The organism is Bradyrhizobium sp. CCBAU 051011, assembly GCF_009930815.1.
Taxonomy (GTDB): Bacteria; Pseudomonadota; Alphaproteobacteria; order Rhizobiales; family Xanthobacteraceae; genus Bradyrhizobium.
Map to the genome: position 1 here is coordinate 8,531,957 of NZ_CP022222.1, position 17,059 is coordinate 8,549,015.

At 58.2% G+C, this 17,059-nt stretch carries 9 protein-coding genes and 1 riboswitch; of the genes, 1 reads left to right on the forward strand and 8 read right to left on the reverse strand.

Going from position 1 to position 17,059, the window contains the following annotated elements:
- Positions 1-324: 324 nt before the first annotated feature.
- Positions 325-1,947 (reverse strand): cytochrome-c oxidase, cbb3-type subunit I, encoded by a 1,623-nt coding sequence (gene ccoN / locus ACH79_RS40155; protein ID WP_161856816.1) that lies wholly within the window; start codon positions 1,945-1,947, stop codon positions 325-327.
- A gap of 399 nt (positions 1,948-2,346) precedes the next feature.
- Positions 2,347-3,066, reverse strand: coding sequence for a helix-turn-helix domain-containing protein (locus tag ACH79_RS40160; RefSeq protein WP_161855689.1), 720 nt, complete (start codon positions 3,064-3,066; stop codon positions 2,347-2,349).
- A gap of 467 nt (positions 3,067-3,533) precedes the next feature.
- Here ACH79_RS40160 and ACH79_RS40165 point away from each other — a divergent pair, with 467 nt between their 5' ends.
- On the forward strand, positions 3,534-4,883 hold the full coding sequence (locus ACH79_RS40165; protein WP_161853446.1) for an IS5 family transposase: 1,350 nt from the start codon (positions 3,534-3,536) through the stop codon (positions 4,881-4,883).
- A 622-nt stretch (positions 4,884-5,505) separates the two neighbouring features.
- Here ACH79_RS40165 and ACH79_RS40170 read toward each other — a convergent pair.
- From ACH79_RS40170 to ACH79_RS40195, 6 genes are all read right to left on the reverse strand, one after another.
- Complete coding sequence (locus ACH79_RS40170; RefSeq protein ID WP_161855690.1) at positions 5,506-5,955, reverse strand: CBS domain-containing protein; 450 nt, start codon at positions 5,953-5,955, stop codon at positions 5,506-5,508.
- Between the two features lie 621 nt (positions 5,956-6,576).
- Positions 6,577-6,780: a cold-shock protein gene (locus tag ACH79_RS40175; RefSeq protein ID WP_057856405.1), complete on the reverse strand. Its 204-nt coding sequence runs from the start codon at positions 6,778-6,780 to the stop codon at positions 6,577-6,579.
- Between the two features lie 912 nt (positions 6,781-7,692).
- Complete coding sequence (metE, locus tag ACH79_RS40180; RefSeq protein WP_057856404.1) at positions 7,693-10,020, reverse strand: 5-methyltetrahydropteroyltriglutamate--homocysteine S-methyltransferase; 2,328 nt, start codon at positions 10,018-10,020, stop codon at positions 7,693-7,695.
- Positions 10,021-10,121: 101 nt separating this feature from the next.
- Positions 10,122-10,318: riboswitch (cobalamin riboswitch) on the reverse strand.
- A 3,658-nt stretch (positions 10,319-13,976) separates the two neighbouring features.
- Positions 13,977-15,239 (reverse strand): adenosylmethionine--8-amino-7-oxononanoate transaminase, encoded by a 1,263-nt coding sequence (locus ACH79_RS40185; RefSeq protein ID WP_161855691.1) that lies wholly within the window; start codon positions 15,237-15,239, stop codon positions 13,977-13,979.
- Entirely contained in the window at positions 15,236-15,868 is a 633-nt protein-coding gene (gene bioD / locus ACH79_RS40190; protein ID WP_161855692.1) for a dethiobiotin synthase, read from the reverse strand. The genes ACH79_RS40185 and bioD overlap by 4 nt, the downstream gene beginning before the upstream one ends.
- On the reverse strand, positions 15,865-17,019 hold the full coding sequence (locus ACH79_RS40195; RefSeq protein WP_161855693.1) for an 8-amino-7-oxononanoate synthase: 1,155 nt from the start codon (positions 17,017-17,019) through the stop codon (positions 15,865-15,867). The genes bioD and ACH79_RS40195 overlap by 4 nt, the downstream gene beginning before the upstream one ends.
- Positions 17,020-17,059 lie beyond the last annotated feature (40 nt).

The following is a 17,059-nucleotide window of genomic DNA, read 5'->3' on the forward strand; positions in this document are numbered from 1 at the left end:
AAGTATCAGGGACGAAACAACCGACCGTATCGCGCTAGATCAACATCGGAAGCATCTGCCCAGGGCGCGCGAGGACAAGGCGCTACGATCAAGCGTTACAGCCGCGATTCCGACATCCGCTCGACGCGGCGCGGATCCGGCCTTTCGTCGTCGTCAGAAGCGCCGGGCTGACGCCATCGACCACCTCAGTTGTGCTTTTCAGGTAACAGCGGCCTGATCTCGGCCAAGCCCGCGATCGCATCACAACCAGAATGCTCGCGATCAGGATAATGAAATTCTTTTCGAAGATTTGATGGCGGGTTCAGAAGGCAATCAGATCGTTCCTTATTGCGCCGCCTGCAGCCCGAGCTCTGTAGCCAATTCCGCCCCGCCTGCCCGCACTGTCATCCATAGATTATAGGCCATGATTAACGACCCGATCAAGAACAGCGCTCCACCTGCGGCGCGGATGATGTGGAAGGGATGCATCGCTTCCACGGTCTCGATGAAGGAATATTCGAGGAAGCCGAGCGAGGTGTAGGCGCGCCACATCAGGCCCTGCAGGATTCCCGACACCCACATCGCCGAGATGTAGAGCACGATGCCGATGGTCGCGGTCCAGAAGTGCCAGTTGACCAGCTTCAGGCTGTAGAGCCCCTTGCGATCCCACAGCCATGGAATCAGGCAGTACAGCGCGCCAAAGGAGACGAAGCCGACCCAGCCCAGCGCACCGGAATGCACGTGACCGATGGTCCAGTCGGTATAGTGGCTCAGCGAGTTCACGACCTTGATCGACATCATCGGCCCTTCGAAGGTCGACATGCCGTAGAAGGCGACCGACACGACCAGCATGCGCAGCACGGGATCGGTGCGAAGCTTGTCCCAGGCACCCGACAGCGTCATCAGGCCGTTGATCATGCCGCCCCATGAGGGCATCCACAGCATGATCGAGAACGTCATGCCGAGCGTCTGCGCCCAGTCCGGCAGTGCCGTGTAGTGCAGGTGGTGCGGACCGGCCCAGATGTAGAGGAAGATCAGCGACCAGAAATGGATGATCGACAAGCGGTAGGAATAAATCGGCCGCTCGGCGCGCTTCGGAATGAAGTAGTACATGATGGCGAGGAAACCGGCGGTCAGGAAGAAGCCGACGGCGTTATGCCCGTACCACCACTGGAACATGGCGTCCTGGACACCGGCCCAGGCCACGTAGGACTTCGAGCCGAATACCGACACCGGCACGGCAGGATTGTTGCCGAGATGCAGTACGGCGATGGTGACGATGAAGGCGAGGTAGAACCAGTTGGCGACGAAGATATGCGGTTCTTTTCGCTTGATGATGGTCCCTAGGAAGACCAGTAGGTAGACCACCCAGACGATCGTCAGCCACAGATCTGCATACCATTCCGGCTCGGCATATTCCTTGGACTGGGTGACGCCGAGCAGATAGCCGGTGCCGGCAGCGAGAATGAAATAGTTGTAGCCGATGACGACGAACCAGGGGGCGAGATCGCCCGCCAGGCGCACGCGGCAGGTCTTCTGCACGACATAGAGTGAGCTTGCGATCAGCACATTGCCGCCGAAGGCGAAGATGACAGCCGACGTATGCAGCGGCCGCAAGCGGCCGAAGCTGGTCCACGGCAGATCGAAATTAAGGGAGGGCCAGGCGAGCTGGGACGCGATCAATAGTCCGACCGCAAATCCCGCGATGCCCCAGATCACCGACATCACGACCGAGAACTTGATCGGACCCATGTTGTAGTTGGGCCGGCCGTTGATTTCCTGGGGCGGCAGCGAGACGGGACGATCGAGATACCGGTTCATGATCGTGAACGACGCAGCGCCGCTTGCCACTGCAGCGAGCGAAGCATGGAACGCGAACGGCGCGTCCAGCGCCATGGCTGCTGCGAACACGCAAACGAAAGCTGCCATCGAGAAGAATAGCATCAGCCCCGCTTCACCGTGAGTCATCCATGTCGCGGATTGAACTTGCTGCATGTGCAATTCTCTTTGCATGGGCGTCTGCCCCGAGTCAGCCCGGTTCGCTGTGTTGTCTTTGATTGGGATCAGCCCCGATGAGCTACCCGCACGATCGGCGGGCGTGTTGCACCAGCTCCAGCGACTTCACTAGGAATCAGAATGGACGACGCTTGCGCTCTCCCGGTGCCGCCTGATGCGACCCCGGTGATTGGACACTGGCCCAAGCAAGAACAGCGGCGATAATCACAAAGACCGAGATGACAGCGGCGGAAACCAAGAGCGCAGCGGACATGACGAACTCCATTAAAGTCGATGCGAATATATCGCGGTTTCAAGGGATGCGTCTTTGACCTTGATCAAAAGAGGTAAAAGAACCCAACTCGACGCGCTTCAACTTACGCCCGCAGACAACGATTCGACGCGCGCGGCATCTAACAGGATGACGCCACCAGCAAAGATCTGGATCACACCACCACGTTCGAGCTTCGAGAAGGTACGGCTCACCGTCTCGATGGTGAGCCCCAGATGATCCGCGATGTCCAGCCGTTTCATCGGCAGCGTCAGAATTTCTCCATCACGTCCAATTCCATTCAGTCGGTCGCGCCAGCCGATCAGGAAGCTGGCTATCTTCTCTTCGACGGATCGCCGTCCGAGCAAGACGATATGTTCCTGTGCCCGGGCCAGCTCGCGGCCCGCCAATTCCATCATACGGCACAGCAACCGCGGCCGGTTCTCGGAGAATGTCGCGAACGACTCCTTGGCGACCTGGCACAACGCGACGCGGCCGATCGCGTCAGCGGAGAACTCGTGCCGCGGCAAGGTGGAGAGCCCGAGGAAATCACCCGGCAATGCAAAACTGACAATCTGGCGCCGGCTGTCCGGCAGCAGCTTGTAGATACGCAGAATCCCCTTATGCACGCTGAAAAATGACGTGGCTATGTTTGCCTGTGCGAATACAGTGGCGCCGGATTCGAAACGAACATGCCGCGACAGCTGGGCCAATTCGCGCAATTCGGTGTTGTTGAGCGCTGCGCAGATGGCAAAGCCCCTCGCTGTGCAATCGTGACACGATTGCCAATGTGTTCCTTCCCTCGAACCCGAAATCTTCACACGTTCCTCCGATCGCAGCCCGCAGACGCCTCATGCGCGCGTTTTCCCGCGGCTGATGCAGTGTAGCGTCCGTAGGTATGAAGTGGTTGATGCAGATCATCGCCGGAGATGCCGTGGGCTATGCCGTTCGGCGGCCCCGCGGACGTCGTTGAGGAGGCGAGCCCGAGCTTTCAATGAGATCCAAGGCTTCTAGATCGCTCCAGATCGAGGCGCGCGCCCGGCTATCGCAGTCTCTGGCCTGCTGCACAACCTCGTGAACAGACGGTCACCCCGCTCCGGCCGCTCGTCAGCATAATTAGTCGTGCGTGAAGAACTTCCAAGCCATTGAGCGGGAGTCGAATTTTCTGGCGAGAGGCGTTTTGAGATTGCAAGCTTTCGGGCTTTGGGGGCCCAAAAGCTTGCAATTTTGCTTTTGAGGATTCCGTCGAATCGCGGGTCATGATTCCTTCGGTGGACCGGAGGGAACGATGAAGCCAAAGGAACGACGCGACGGCGGCCAAGCCGATCTTCTGCGCTCGCGGCTGGACGCGATCATCGACTTGAACCATGCCCTGGTAAAGCTGGCGCGGACGATCGACTGGTCGTTCCTCGAAGAGCGGTTCGGCGCGGTCTACGAGGACAAGCCGGGCCGGCCGCCGCTGCCGACACGGCTGATGGCGGGCCTGGCCATCCTCAAGCACACCTACGACCTCTCCGACGAGGTGCTATGCGAGCGCTGGGTGGAGAATCCCTATTACCAGTTCTTCTGCGGCGAGGAGTTCTTCCAGCACCGCCTGGTGTTCGACCGCTCCTCGTTGACGCGCTGGCGCCAGCGTATGGGCGAGGAGAAGCTGCAAGCCCTGCTGCAGGAGAGCCTTGCGGTCGCCACCAAGACCGAGGCGATCAAGCCGTCCGACCTCAATCGGGTCATCGTCGACACCACGGTGCAGCCCAAGAACGTGATGTTCCCAACCGATGCGCGGCTCTTGAACCGGGCCCGCGAGATCCTGGTTCGGCTAGCCAAGGGCGCCGGCATCAAGCTGCGTCAGTCCTATGGGCGAGTCGGCAAGTTTGCCCTGATCAAGCACCAGCGCTATGCCCATGCCAAGCAGTTCAAGCGCGCCAATCGGGCCTTGAGGACGCTGCGAACCTATCTCGGCCGCGTCATCCGCGACATCGCCCGCAAGCTCGACGGCAACGTCGGCTTGTTCGATGGGGTCGCGCTCGACCGCATGCTGGCGCTGGCGCGATGCGTGCTCGACCAGAAGCAGCGCCAGCGGGGCCCCAAGGTCTACTCGCTGCACGCGCCGGAGGTGGAGTGCATCGGCAAGGGCAAGGCTCACCGGCCTTACGAGTTCGGGGTCAAGGTCTCCGTCGCCACCACGCTATCGCACGCCAAAGGCGGCCAGTTCGTCACCCATGTGAAGGCGCTGCCCGGCAACCCCTATGATGGTCACACGCTCAAGATCGTGATCCCGGAAATGGAGGTGCTGATCGGCAACATCATCGAGCGCCTCGTTCTCGACAAAGGCTATCGCGGCCACAATGCGCCACCCGACTACAAGTTCAGGGTGTTCATCTCAGGCCAGAAGCGGCGGGTGACGCCAAAGATCAAACGCGAGCTGCGCCGGCGTTCCGCCGTCGAGCCGGTCATCGGCCATCTCAAATCCGAGCATCGCATGGGGCGTAACTACCTGTGGCACCGCCAGGGCGATGCCGCCAATGCCGTTCTCGCCGCAGCGGGCTACAACTTCCGGCGTCTCATCCGCTGGCTCGAGCTCTTGTTGCGCCAGTTCCTCGCCCAGCTCACGGTCCGACTTCAATTCGTCCCGAGTTGAAATCCGGCGTTCTTCACGGCCGACTAATTATCACGGGCCTGATAAAGCCCGCAGCAGCTCCCACCACCAATCAAGCTGGCTTTGAACAGAGCAGGATCGCCACGAACAACCTTTTTCTGAAGCCGATTCTGCCATCGCACTTTTCTCGTAAGAGCCGGGCTCTCCCCCAAACGCGGCGCGGGTACCTGACATATGATCGTTGCGCCCCTGGTTCAGGATCGACGCCGCGCTCGGCGGGCCCGCGGCGAAGCGCGTCGCATCGCAAAACTGCGGCCGGATGAGGAAAACTAAGGAGGTGGCTGGGTGTTACACTAATTCCTCACTCTGCCAGGATGCGATTTGATTTTATGTCTCGATGGGCGGGCTAATCGGTTCGCCGCCCTGCGCGTGGTCCGCGACGGAACAACGGAAGCGGAAGCGCGGTTCCACCTCACCAATCCGAACTCTGGAACATTGCGTTCGTTTGGACCTCGTCCAGATCAATCCAACTTCGACCATCATGTTGGAGAGACGATTGACGATTAGCCAACGACTGGAACGAATCGCGCCTACCACGCCACGGGATTATCGTTCGCATATCTATTGCTGAGATCGAAGATTGAAGGTGCATTAAGGCAGTCGCCTAGGAGATCGGGCGAGAAACAGCATCCGCCGTGGCGCAATCCTGCAGCGCTCGCATTACGTCCTTCCTCGAAATGATGCCGACAAGCCGCTGCTCGCTGTCGAGCACCGGCATGCTGCGAACGCGGTGGTTGATCATCAGCTCCAGCACGCGGGTCAACCTCGTTGACGGCGCGACATAAATAAATTCCGCCCTCATCAGATCGACGGCCGTCCGCTGCATCAGGTCGGGGTAGCGCGGGAGGATGCGCGCCGGGCTGAAAACGAAGCAGGACAGGTAGTCAAGCTTGGACATGATGCCGACCACATGCGATCCGTCCATGACCGGATAGGCATTGAAATCTTCCTTCTCGAAAAGGTTGCCAAGTTCGCACACCGTCATATCGCGCCAAACCGTCCGAGGCTCTCGCGTCATGTAATGGGCAACCGTCTGTTCGAGAAAATTGTACAAGGCGAGCCCTCGCTGTCGATTAGGCTATTCAAGCACGCGAGGTTAGCTGGTCACATTGAGCGAGCTCAAGTCGAACGAATTCAGGTTGCCCGATGTGAATAAGCAGGCGCTCCGACCCCGACGCATTCCGGCAAGTTGACGAAGATCAATCGATGTCAGTCGGGAAACTAAACCTGGCGGTTCATTCTGGACGGGTAAAGCAAGATCATATGTATGTCGCGCATTATCGCTCGATTTTATAAGAATGTCCTCGGCGAGAACGGCCAAGTAGTGTGACATCTGTGAGGGCATAGTGGGCTTGGATGTCTTAGACAATGCGCAGGCTATAGATCTCGCCAAACGAAAGTTTTTGCGAGATGCACGGCGTTCGCGATTACACGTTGCATGCCAACCGACTCGAGATAGCGCCTGCCGACTTTATCGTAAACTGGAGTACGAGGTATGCCGCAAGCTTGGTCGAGTGCGTGATTCTCGCGCTGTCGGGTGTTGGCCACTCCGGTAGCATAGTGCAGCAAGTTCTGTTCGCAGACCAATATCGTGTCGGAGAAGCGAAAGGCGCTCTGACGCCCTCGCTAATAAGCCTTCGTATGGGCCGGGATGAATCTGCCCAAGTCTCTATGATCAATCGATCACGACCTTTTCGGCTCGACCACGTCCCGTCCTGTGGTCTACAGCGGTTTCATAGCTGACGCGGTCGCCTTGCTTGAGCGTTACACCGGGCGATAAGCTGCTCACGTGGAAGAAGAGGTCTTCACCACCGCTGTCAGGCCCTATAAAGCCGTAACCCTTATCCTCCTTAAACAGCCTCACCTTGCCTTTGGGCATGTTCTTCTCTCCGAATCACTTCAATCAAATCGCGTATCAGATCATTTAAACTCGACGCACCTGCTCGCCTCAAGTGATTTGTGATTTCCGGAACTGTGATTAGCGTTAGTGCGCTAGCGCCGCGCCTTCCGTCTGGAAATCAGGCGAACAGGATAGAAGGCGCAGAACGAACAACGGCCTGGTGCTGTTCACGCCTTCAGAAGGCAGGAAGAGCTTTGGAAGCGCATCACGACAAGGACGCTCCGCTACGGAGCTATATTCTTGCCTACTTTGCGATTAGCAATAGACTCTGGTTCATCGGGTTTGCGACCTTACGCCAAAGTTTTCTCCGATGCCGTTTTCGCCCTGGCTGTCGGATTTGCTCTGTTGGGTGGGGGATAGCGACGGAGGTGGCGTGGAGCGCCGTGGGTAGCAGCAGTGCAGCCAGTAATCTCTCGCGACGCCTTCGACAATGGCACCTACTGATGAGCCCAGCGATCTTCCAGCGCGAAAAGGTCGCCTTGTCTCAGGTGAACGAAGACGATTGGTTCGCCCGCGAGACGAGGAAGCGAAAGCGCCCTCCGGCCTGACCTCACATGACCGGGCAAGACGATACGAATCGTCCGGATCCGCGTCGACCATTCGCAAATCGTCCGACGCTTCGCCGTTCCGGTTCCCAAAGTCGGCAAACACTCAACTCAATAACTCAACCCTCCAGCAGTACCGAGATGGATCGAGAGCATTTCGTTCCCCTCGATCGTTTGAGCCTTGCTTCCGACCAACTTCAGGATCGTTTTCTCGCCACCACGCTACATCGCTCCCACCAGCGATGAATCAGCAACAGGGCCCCTCTTTTCCAAAGCGGACGCATTTGATTTAGAAAACGCATCGGCGCCCCCTGTGAAAAAAGACGTCGGAGATCGGCAACTGGGATCAGGACGCCGCCCGCAATTCACGGGCAGCCGCGACCATATTGGTTAGCGCGGGACGCACCTCCTCCCATCGGCGCGTTTTCAAGCCGCAATCGGGATTGATCCAGAGCTGCGCATCGGAAAGCCGCTGCCGCGCCAGCGCAATGAGATTTTTCATCTCGGCTGCATCCGGGACGCGCGGCGAATGGATGTCGTAAACGCCCGGTCCGATCTCGTTTGGATATTTGTAGCTCTTGAAGGCATCAAGCAGCTGCATTTTTGACCGTGACGTCTCGATCGAGATGACATCGGCATCCATTGCCGCGATCGCATCGATGATGTCGTTGAACTCTGAATAACACATATGGGTGTGGATCTGGGTCTCGTCGGCCACCCCAGCCGAGCAGATGCGGAAGCTGTCTACTGCCCAGCCGAGGTAGGTCTTCCATTGTGACTTGCGCAGCGGCAATCCTTCTCGGAGCGCAGCCTCGTCAATCTGGATCATCATCGCGCCGGACCTCTCCAGATCGATCACCTCGTCACGTATCGCGAGCGCGATCTGATGGCATGCTTCGCTCCGTGGAATATCATCACGGACGAATGACCAGTTCAGGATCGTCACCGGCCCAGTCAGCATCGCCTTCAGTGGCTTCTTGGTCAGCGATTGCGCGAAGCGCCACCACTCCATCGCCATCGGCGTCGGCCGGGAGACGTCGCCAAACAGGATGGGCGGCCGGACATATCGCGAGCCGTAGGACTGAACCCAACCATGCTTGGTGAATGCGAAGCCGGACAGCCGCTCACCGAAATACTGCACCATGTCATTGCGCTCGAACTCTCCATGCACGAGAACGTCGAGACCAATGTCTTCCTGCCAGCGCACCGCACGCGCCGTCTCCTCCTTGAGAAACTGCTCGTATTGTGCGTCGCTCATCGTTCCCCGGGAATGGGCTGCGCGGGCGTTGCGAACCTCCAGCGTCTGCGGGAACGATCCGATCGTCGTCGTTGGAAATGTCGGCAATCGGAACCGCGCGCGCTGAACCTCGGCGCGCCGGGCGAAAGGACTGTGACGACGCCGCATGCTGCCATCGATTGCAGCCATTCGCTTGGCGACGTTCGCATTGTGAACGTTGGGTGACGTTTCGCGCGCGACGGCCGCGGCCTCCGAAGCCTCAAGTACATCCGCCGCTTCCTCCCATCCTTTAGCCAGCACGCGGCCCAGCGTTGCGAGTTCTCCGATCTTCTGGACGGAGAAAGCAAGCCAGCTTTTCACATCGAGATCGAGATCGGTCTCTAGTTCGAGATCGATCGGGACATGAAGCAGCGAGCATGAGGGTGCAATCTGCACGCGGTCCTTGCCGAGCCTTGCGATGGCAGGTTCGAGCCGGTCGAGCACCGCTGGAAGGTTCGAACGCCAGACATTGCGGCCATCGACGACTCCGAGGGAAATGACAAGATCCCTTCGAGCGTCGGCGACAATCACGTCCAACTGCTCCGGGGCGCGGACCAGGTCGATGTGAAGGCCCGCAACCGGCAACGTCAAAGCGGCTTCCAGGTTATCGCCGATCGTTCCAAAATAGGTAGCGAGCATGATCTTCACGTCGGGAACCTTTTTCGCCAGATAGGTGTAGGTCCGGCGCAGCGCGTCGCGTGTGGCAGCATCGAGGTCCAGGACCAAACATGGCTCGTCCAGTTGCACCCACTCGGCGCCCCTTAAGGTGAGTTCGCGGAGAACGTCTACATAGACCGGCAGCAGCCTATCGAGAAGCAACAGCGTATCGAATGCAGGATCGGCGCTCTTGCCGAGCTTGAGAAAGGTGACCGGACCAACAAGCACCGGGCGCGTCTGATAACCCAGGTTTTTCGCTTCTTCGTACTCCTCGATCGGCTTGCGAGAGGAAAGCGTGAAGGTCTGATCCTTGTGATATTCCGGCACTATGTAGTGATAATTGGTGTCGAACCATTTGGTCATCTCCTGCGCTGCCGCGCTGTGCTCGGCGTGACCGCAATTCGCGTCATGGTCATCGCGCTGCACGCCCCGTGCCATCGCAAAGTAGGTTTTGAGCGAAACAGGGCCTGCACTCCAACCGTAAATTTCCGGAATGGCACCGACCATCACGCTGGTATCGAGCACATGGTCATAAAGCGAGAAGTCGTTTGAAGGAATAACGGTTACGCCGAGCGATTTCTGCCGCGCCCAGTTGGCGGCGCGAAGCGCAGCCGCGGCCTCAAGAAGCTGCGTTTCGTCAGATTTTCCGGCCCAATAGCTCTCGAGCGCGAGTTTGAGTTCGCGGCGCGGACCGATGCGCGGCGTACCGAGGGTAGCGACAGGAATCGAGAGAAGAGACATAGCTTCAACCCCATGTTGGGAGCAAAGGCCATGGCGGACGCGTGCAGAAAAGCCGCGGAAAGCGGCAACTGCTTGGCGCACCACCGGGACACCCCGCCCGTGGACGAATATATTGTCGGGCCAGGTCTCCTAGCTCGCGGGTCGTCGCCGCTATCCGACCTTCCCAAAGCCGCGTGGCTTCAGTGGCTTCTATTGGACAGCGGCTCGCCGCTTACAGTTGCGGGGGCAGCGCCGGCATCGCACCGGCTTCCCTCTTAGCTCCGGATCCATCCGGAGAACCTCGACATCTCCGATTACCTGCAAGAGGACTGTTCCGTCAACCTCTCGATAATTCTTTGTGCGGTTCGGAGCGATTGTCTGGAGAACGGAGGCATCTAGCCTCGTCGTCGTGTGGCCCGATCGTGGCATAGAGTTGGGCGCACGTCTGGATTCGATCGACAATCATGTGGGTGCGGCGGTTGCGCGATCCCAGCTTACACATCTTCCTGCGCCTTATTCGCCACCCGCAGCGCCGACACGAGCCAGATCGCCATTGATTAGTTATTTCGAATTCTGCCGCCGCAAGAAACGGCGTCTTGCCGAAGGCGGTCACATTGGCGAGCAGCGGCACGCCCGGCATCCGCTCGGCAAAGGTTCGAATTTTCCGCGGTGGTGAGCGCCGCAGGAAAATCGGTAGGCGGCCGCCTCCAACTCTGCACGCGCCTACATGCTATATCGCGAGGCACACCCATATCTTGCCGAAACTTACTGTCGCATCGCCGTACCCATGCGCTGACGTAGCCATTGACCGAAGGTTGCCCACCTCCGCGCATCTCTATCGCCTGCATCGGCTCAGCGACCACCTTGGCCAAAAACAGCCCGTTCAGGCACGACTGCCGCATCACCTTCCTGGCCCGTGCTTGAAAGTTACGGGCACCCCCGATCTCGTGGCCTTCGAGCGGCATGTCATCCATTCTGTCGTCTGCGGACTCGAACCGTCCACCGTCGCACTCCGAAACGACCATTTTGGCCGCGCCATATCCGCGTGATGCTTCGCCATTTGCAGGCCATAGAGCAGACATCGGCAGCGCTTGCGGCTTGCCAGTCGGCTTCGGACCAGCTCGGTCCGGCGGACGCTGACGAGCCATCGATGCGCTACGTTGACATTCCCATAGGCCTGTAGCTTCTCACGATTCTGAACTCGCAGCGCACGTCACGTACAGGCTTGTAATAGATCACCGAGACCCGTGATGAGTGTCGCCGAAACGACATCCCGCCTGAACAAAGAAGGGAACGGTGACCTCCTTAGGTATCCGGGCTTATCGCGGTAGACCGACCGATACGTCGAGCTGAACGATGCGTCCAGCTGATCATCTTTGCACAAAAGATGCGAGACATGTACAAAAATTACCGCCAAACCGCGCAAGAACTCAAGTATTCGATCACTTCGCGCGACTAGAGACGAATAAAAAAGCGTCTCGTAACACTGATGCTCTCACAAGCTTGGAGTTCTCGGTGAGTGATCGATCTACTCATCTCGATGCTCCTTCAGCCGCCCCTTGGGGCGTTCCTCCCTGACTTGGCCGCGCGTAACATTCGCGCGGCCTTTTTTCTGCATCCGGCAAGAGATTGATTTGCAGGATCTCAATGGCTCTGACCGCAAAAACGCATGGTGCGAGCAGGTTCTCGCAGATACAGGTCATTAGCCTCGGCGAACAGTTGTTCGTAAATGCCGGCGTACGGTCACCCATCCTAATTTCGAGAAGAGGACGCCTCCGCAAGACGGGCGATTGACGTCCTCGTAATGTAATAAGCCGCCTCCGCGTCTTCAGGCGCGAGCGGCTCTGAAGAAAACGTGCGGTCGGGTCCCTTCAGGCGGACTCCAGAGCGTCGCTCATGGATGTCGACCACGAAATCGGCCACGTGCAATCAATGGTGAGTCGCCTGATCGGTCGGAACAGTTCCACGACCAATTAGTTTCGCCGCGCTTTGTCATCTGAGACCGTCGGTCTTATACGTCTATCATACCGTTCCGCTAGGTCCAGCAGCCTTTTTCTAATGAAAGGGTCTGCCTTGTCCGCTAGATCGCGAATGATCTGGGCCCGGTCCTTTAAAAACTGCTCATCCACGAAAACACCTATTCAGTGCAAGTCTACATATATCTTAGCACACTCCCGTTTGGTCGGCTTTCATTCCCTGCACCTCGGATCTACGCATGACATTAACACTCCGGGGGTGAGACCGAGATGGTCCTCCGGCGTTCCGCCAGAAGCAAAGCATGGGTTTGCCTGTCTGCGCAGCAGCCGCATCAAGGGATAATTCCCTAGGCCATGCTGACAGACGCTGTCTTGCCGAATCCCAGGCCGACATTGCCAACACTATCTCCGACCAGGATACTTCGACGATGGATCGGCCATGCGTGCCGTATCATGCGTACGCGGCGGCCCAGGCGACACGACGTCCCTCCACCATTCACCGCTGCAGCATTGGAATCGCGACACGTTCAAGGAGGCTGCTCTTAACTTTGACTTATTATAGATCTCGATCGATCGCTTGCCTCGTATCCCTGCAGTCAGTGCTTCCTATGGAAGTCGAGAGAAAACTGTCAATGCTGGCAAGAACGATCTCGTCTCCAAAATTGGGAACCCACGCACAAACGTTAACAGTCGCGCATCCATCTCCGTCACTAGTTCCCCGCGCCGCGTCCGGGGACTGCTCACGAAGGCTCCTGTTCCGACACGGACGGATCCAGCAAACCAAACGGGATCCAGGCCAGAAACGGCCAGAAGAGACGAGGATGCGACCGCTGGATATGGCGCAGTCAACCAAATTACGTCGCGCGACAGGTCAGCCGCGGCACGCTTGTTCATCCTGTAAGCTGTAAAGTCGATGATTGTTGCCGACGTCTCTGTCACCTGATACTTCCATGTTACTCTTTAATGCGTCACACCGAATTCTAATGACAAGTTTCTCAACTCCGCTAATGCGCTTCTGCCCCGACCCCGTCTCCCGCGGCGTCTCGGTGCCGCCTATTAAGCCGCTCGCAACCAGCGAAGCCATTTGTGGTCGGCCTCCCGCCGCGCCTTGAGGCGGTCGACGCATTTCATGGAACAAAGGGCCGTTCGCCAGCAGTAGTGGCGGATCAGCCCGAACTTTCCGCCGCATATCGCACAGCACCTCACTGGACCGTGGTAGGGAATATGGGAGCTGTTGCGCATCTCGCCTCCTGTCGGAGTTAGGTGGATACCCCCTGCACTTTCTTCGCCTCAGCATCACGCCCGCACGTGAAATGCCGCGCCGGCGATGCCAAGTCTCCCCATTAGCGTACGGGCAATGCGCGCAAGAGTTTGACCCTGATGTGCGCCGCCTTGGTGAAAGCGACCGCTCAATCGAAGTGCTTCGCTGAGATTTCCAATTTGTAACGAATGTATTCATCTTGATTAATGCAATGAGCGGCGCGTCGGCGGTTAAATCCTGCGATCGCACGCCTTTCTTCGACCGATTTCAACTAGCCGGGCTGATGGGGTGCGTGTGGCAGCACTCACCCGATCTCGTCGCTGGCTTTTGCGCTGTCAGAGGGCAGCATCCGGTTTTACCTCCAGCTGCTCGAAATGCATGTTCACTGTGGGCTGGGTAAGATGTAGATTTTGCGGCTGCCTTGGCGAAGCCGAGGTGTTCGCGTTCCTCATAAGAACGTGCGGAGACTTTTTGACCGCGGACCATCAAAGAAGAACTTCTCAGCTGCGCTTTCCTCATGGGGAGCGTCTTTGGGTCGCGCTGCCGTACACCCTGTGGGAGCGCTATCAGCAACATTAGCGAATTCACCCCATCTACGGGCGCGTTTGGTATCTGGTGTATCAGCAACACTCTCTCAGATCGGTTCTAAAGTTTGCTGTAGATTGATATTCAGCTAGATAACTATTGCCTAAGCGCCGAAAAGGTCAAATGCTCCTACTGCTACACGCACCAAGGCACCCTCAAGCCAGCGCATCAGCAGAATCCCTGATGGCGGCATAGATTTGGTCAAGATCTGTCGCCGTGACGCAATAAGGCGGCATCACATAGATCGTATTGCCGAGCGGGCGCAGCAACAGATTTCGGTCTTTAAAGAAGGCCTGAAGCTTCGGTCCGATGCTAGCGAGATAGCCGGCATCGCTCGTTTGCAGATCGAGTGCTGTGATGGTGCCCGCCCGACGGACGTTTGCAAAGCGCGGGTCGGTGCGGAATGGCTCAACGGCCTGCTCTTGCATGGTGGCAACCGACGCCACGCGCTGGCGGTATTCCTGACTTTGCCAGAGATCCAGGTTAGCCTTTGCGGCGGCGCAGGCCACTGGATTAGCGGTATATGAACTCGAATGAAAGAAGGTACGCGTACGGTCTTTCGAATAATGCGCTTGAAAAATATCCGCGCGGCAGAGTGTTACCGCGAGCGGAAGCGCTCCTCCCGTGAGGCCCTTCGAATAGCAGGCAATATCGGGCGTCACATTGGCCTGCTCGCAGGCGAATAAGGTTCCGGTACGGCCCCAGCCCGTCATGACCTCATCGGCTATGAACAGAACCTCGGATGCTTCGCAGATTCGCTTCATCTCTTTTAGCACCCACGCTGGGTACATCAGCATTCCGCCCGCACCCAATATCAGAGGCTCCACGATAAAGGCGGCCGGAATTTCGTTTCGACAAACGGACTCGAGCGCATCAAGCGTCACCTGCTCACGACCTGCCGCGGGGAACGGGATTGAGGTAACCTCGAATAGAAGGGGCCCGTACGCCGCGTTGAACACGCTTCTAGCACCTACCGACATCGCCCCAACCGTGTCGCCGTGATAGGAATGTTGCATCACGACAATGCGTATTCGCTGCTTGCCGATGTTATGCCAATAACCGAGTGCCATTTTTAAAGCTACTTCCACACTGGCTGAGCCACTGTCGGAAAAGAAGACATGGTCGAGGCCACGGGGCGCGAGTTTCAAAAGTAGCGCAGCAACCTCTTCAGCTGGATCATGGGTGTAGCCGGCGAAGATCATCTGGTTGAGCTTGCCTGCCTGCTTCTGAATCGCGCGCACGATATGTGGATGACAATGACCATGGGTCACGACCCACCAAGATGAGATTGCATCTATGATACGGCGACCGTCCGCGGTGTGGAGATAAGCGCCGTCACCACGCACGATCTTGATCATCTCATCCTGAAGCGCGTGTTGCGTGAACGGATGCCAGATCGGCGACTTCGTCTTGATCATGGTTTGAAGTCCCAAGGGAGAAACGAGTCTTTGAAGACCGCCTGCAGCGCGTTTGCCGTTAAAGGAGAAAGCCAAGGCAATCGCCCCAACCAACGCACGCGTCCGATTTCGCAAATTGCCCTCTCAGGCTCAAAATTGCGTTCGCCAATGAATGCAATTCCGAGAATGCGGATCTGGCGCTTTCGCAGAGCTTCTATCGACAGCAGCGCGTGATTGATGGTGCCAAGTCGCGTGCTTGCGCAAAGCACGACGGGAAGCCGCCAGCGTTCGAAGACGTCGACAAAAAGTGTGCCGCCACTCAGCGGGACCATTAGCCCGCCGGCGCCCTCGATCACGAGCGGACGATCCCCGCTGTCCGGCACATGGATCGCATCTGTGTCGATGCGAACTCCGTCGACTTCGGCTGAGTAATGGGGCGAAGCGGGCGTTCGAAGCCGGTAAAGCTCCGGCACGATGCGATCGGGTGAGAGACTGCCCAGCCGCGCCACGAGCTCGCTATCGGTCTCTCCTTCAAGGCCGGCCTGAATCGGTTTCCAATAGTTCGCGCCGAGGAGATTGGCGAGCCCTGCGGAAAAGACCGATTTCCCAATCCCGGTATCTGTGCCTGTCACCACGATCCGCTGAGTCATCGCGAATCGCCCCACGTCTCTTCGACCAACGCATCAAGCATGTCGGATACATCACCTTCCCTGACGTTAAGCGTGAGTGAAATTCGCAATCGTGCCGTTCCCGCCGGCACGGTTGGCGGCCGGATTCCGCGAACGTCGAAGCCGCGCTCCTGCAGTGCAGAGGCGAGCCGCATTGTATGGGCGTTGCCGCCAATGATGTAGGGCACGATCTGCGAGTCCGAAGGACTGCGCAGACCGCGCAAACTAATCTCCCGATGGGTGAAGGCGACCAGCTTGGCCAGACACTGCTGACGCTCAGGTTCCTCCTGCAAAATTGAGAGTGCCTCCCGCACGGCGACCGCCGTCAACGGTGGCGGTGCGGTGGCGAAGATAAACGGGCGACAACGATTGACCAAGAAGTCGCGCAGCACGCGTGTGCAAGTGACGAGCGCACCGGCAGCGCCCAACGCTTTGCCGCAGGTATGAACGACCACGAGATTTTCGCTCCCCTCGTACGGCGCCGTGAGCCCCCGTCCCTGCCTGCCGTAAACGCCTGTGGCATGGGCCTCATCAACGATTAGGAATGCGTCGTGGCGGTCCGCGAGCGCGACCAGATCTTCAAGTGGTGCGAAATCGCCATCCATGCTGTAGAGACTTTCGGCCACGATCCAGACCCGGCCCGTTCCGCCCTTGACCCGCCAGTCACGAATTTTGTCTTCGACCGACTGGGCGTCGTTATGATCGCTTATCCGAAACTCCGCCCGGCCAGCGCGCGCGCCTTCATGAATACTCGCGTGCACAAGAGAATCGAGAACGAGCAGATCGCCCCGCTGCGGCAGCGTTGTCAGGACGGCAAAATTTGCAAGGTAGCCGCCGCTAAAGAAAAGCGCGGTTTTCGCCCCAAAGAACTGAGCTGCTTCTGCTTCGAGACTTTCGTGTTCCTCGCAATTGCCGCGCAGGAGCCGCGAGCCGCCGGCTCCAACTGGTGTGCCGGCTTCGAGCGCGGCCACGACGGCCATCTTCATACGAGGCGCGCTCGCCAGCGCAAGATAATCGTTCGAAGAAAAGTCGACGCCAGCGCGCGGCTTGAGGCAGCGCAGCCGGTCGTCTTCTTTTAAGGCATGCAGGGCCGTGGCATAATTTCTCATTTTGGCCGCATGGGTCGAGCTCATCCTTCACTCCCAGGTCGCATTTACGCGCAGAATTCCATTG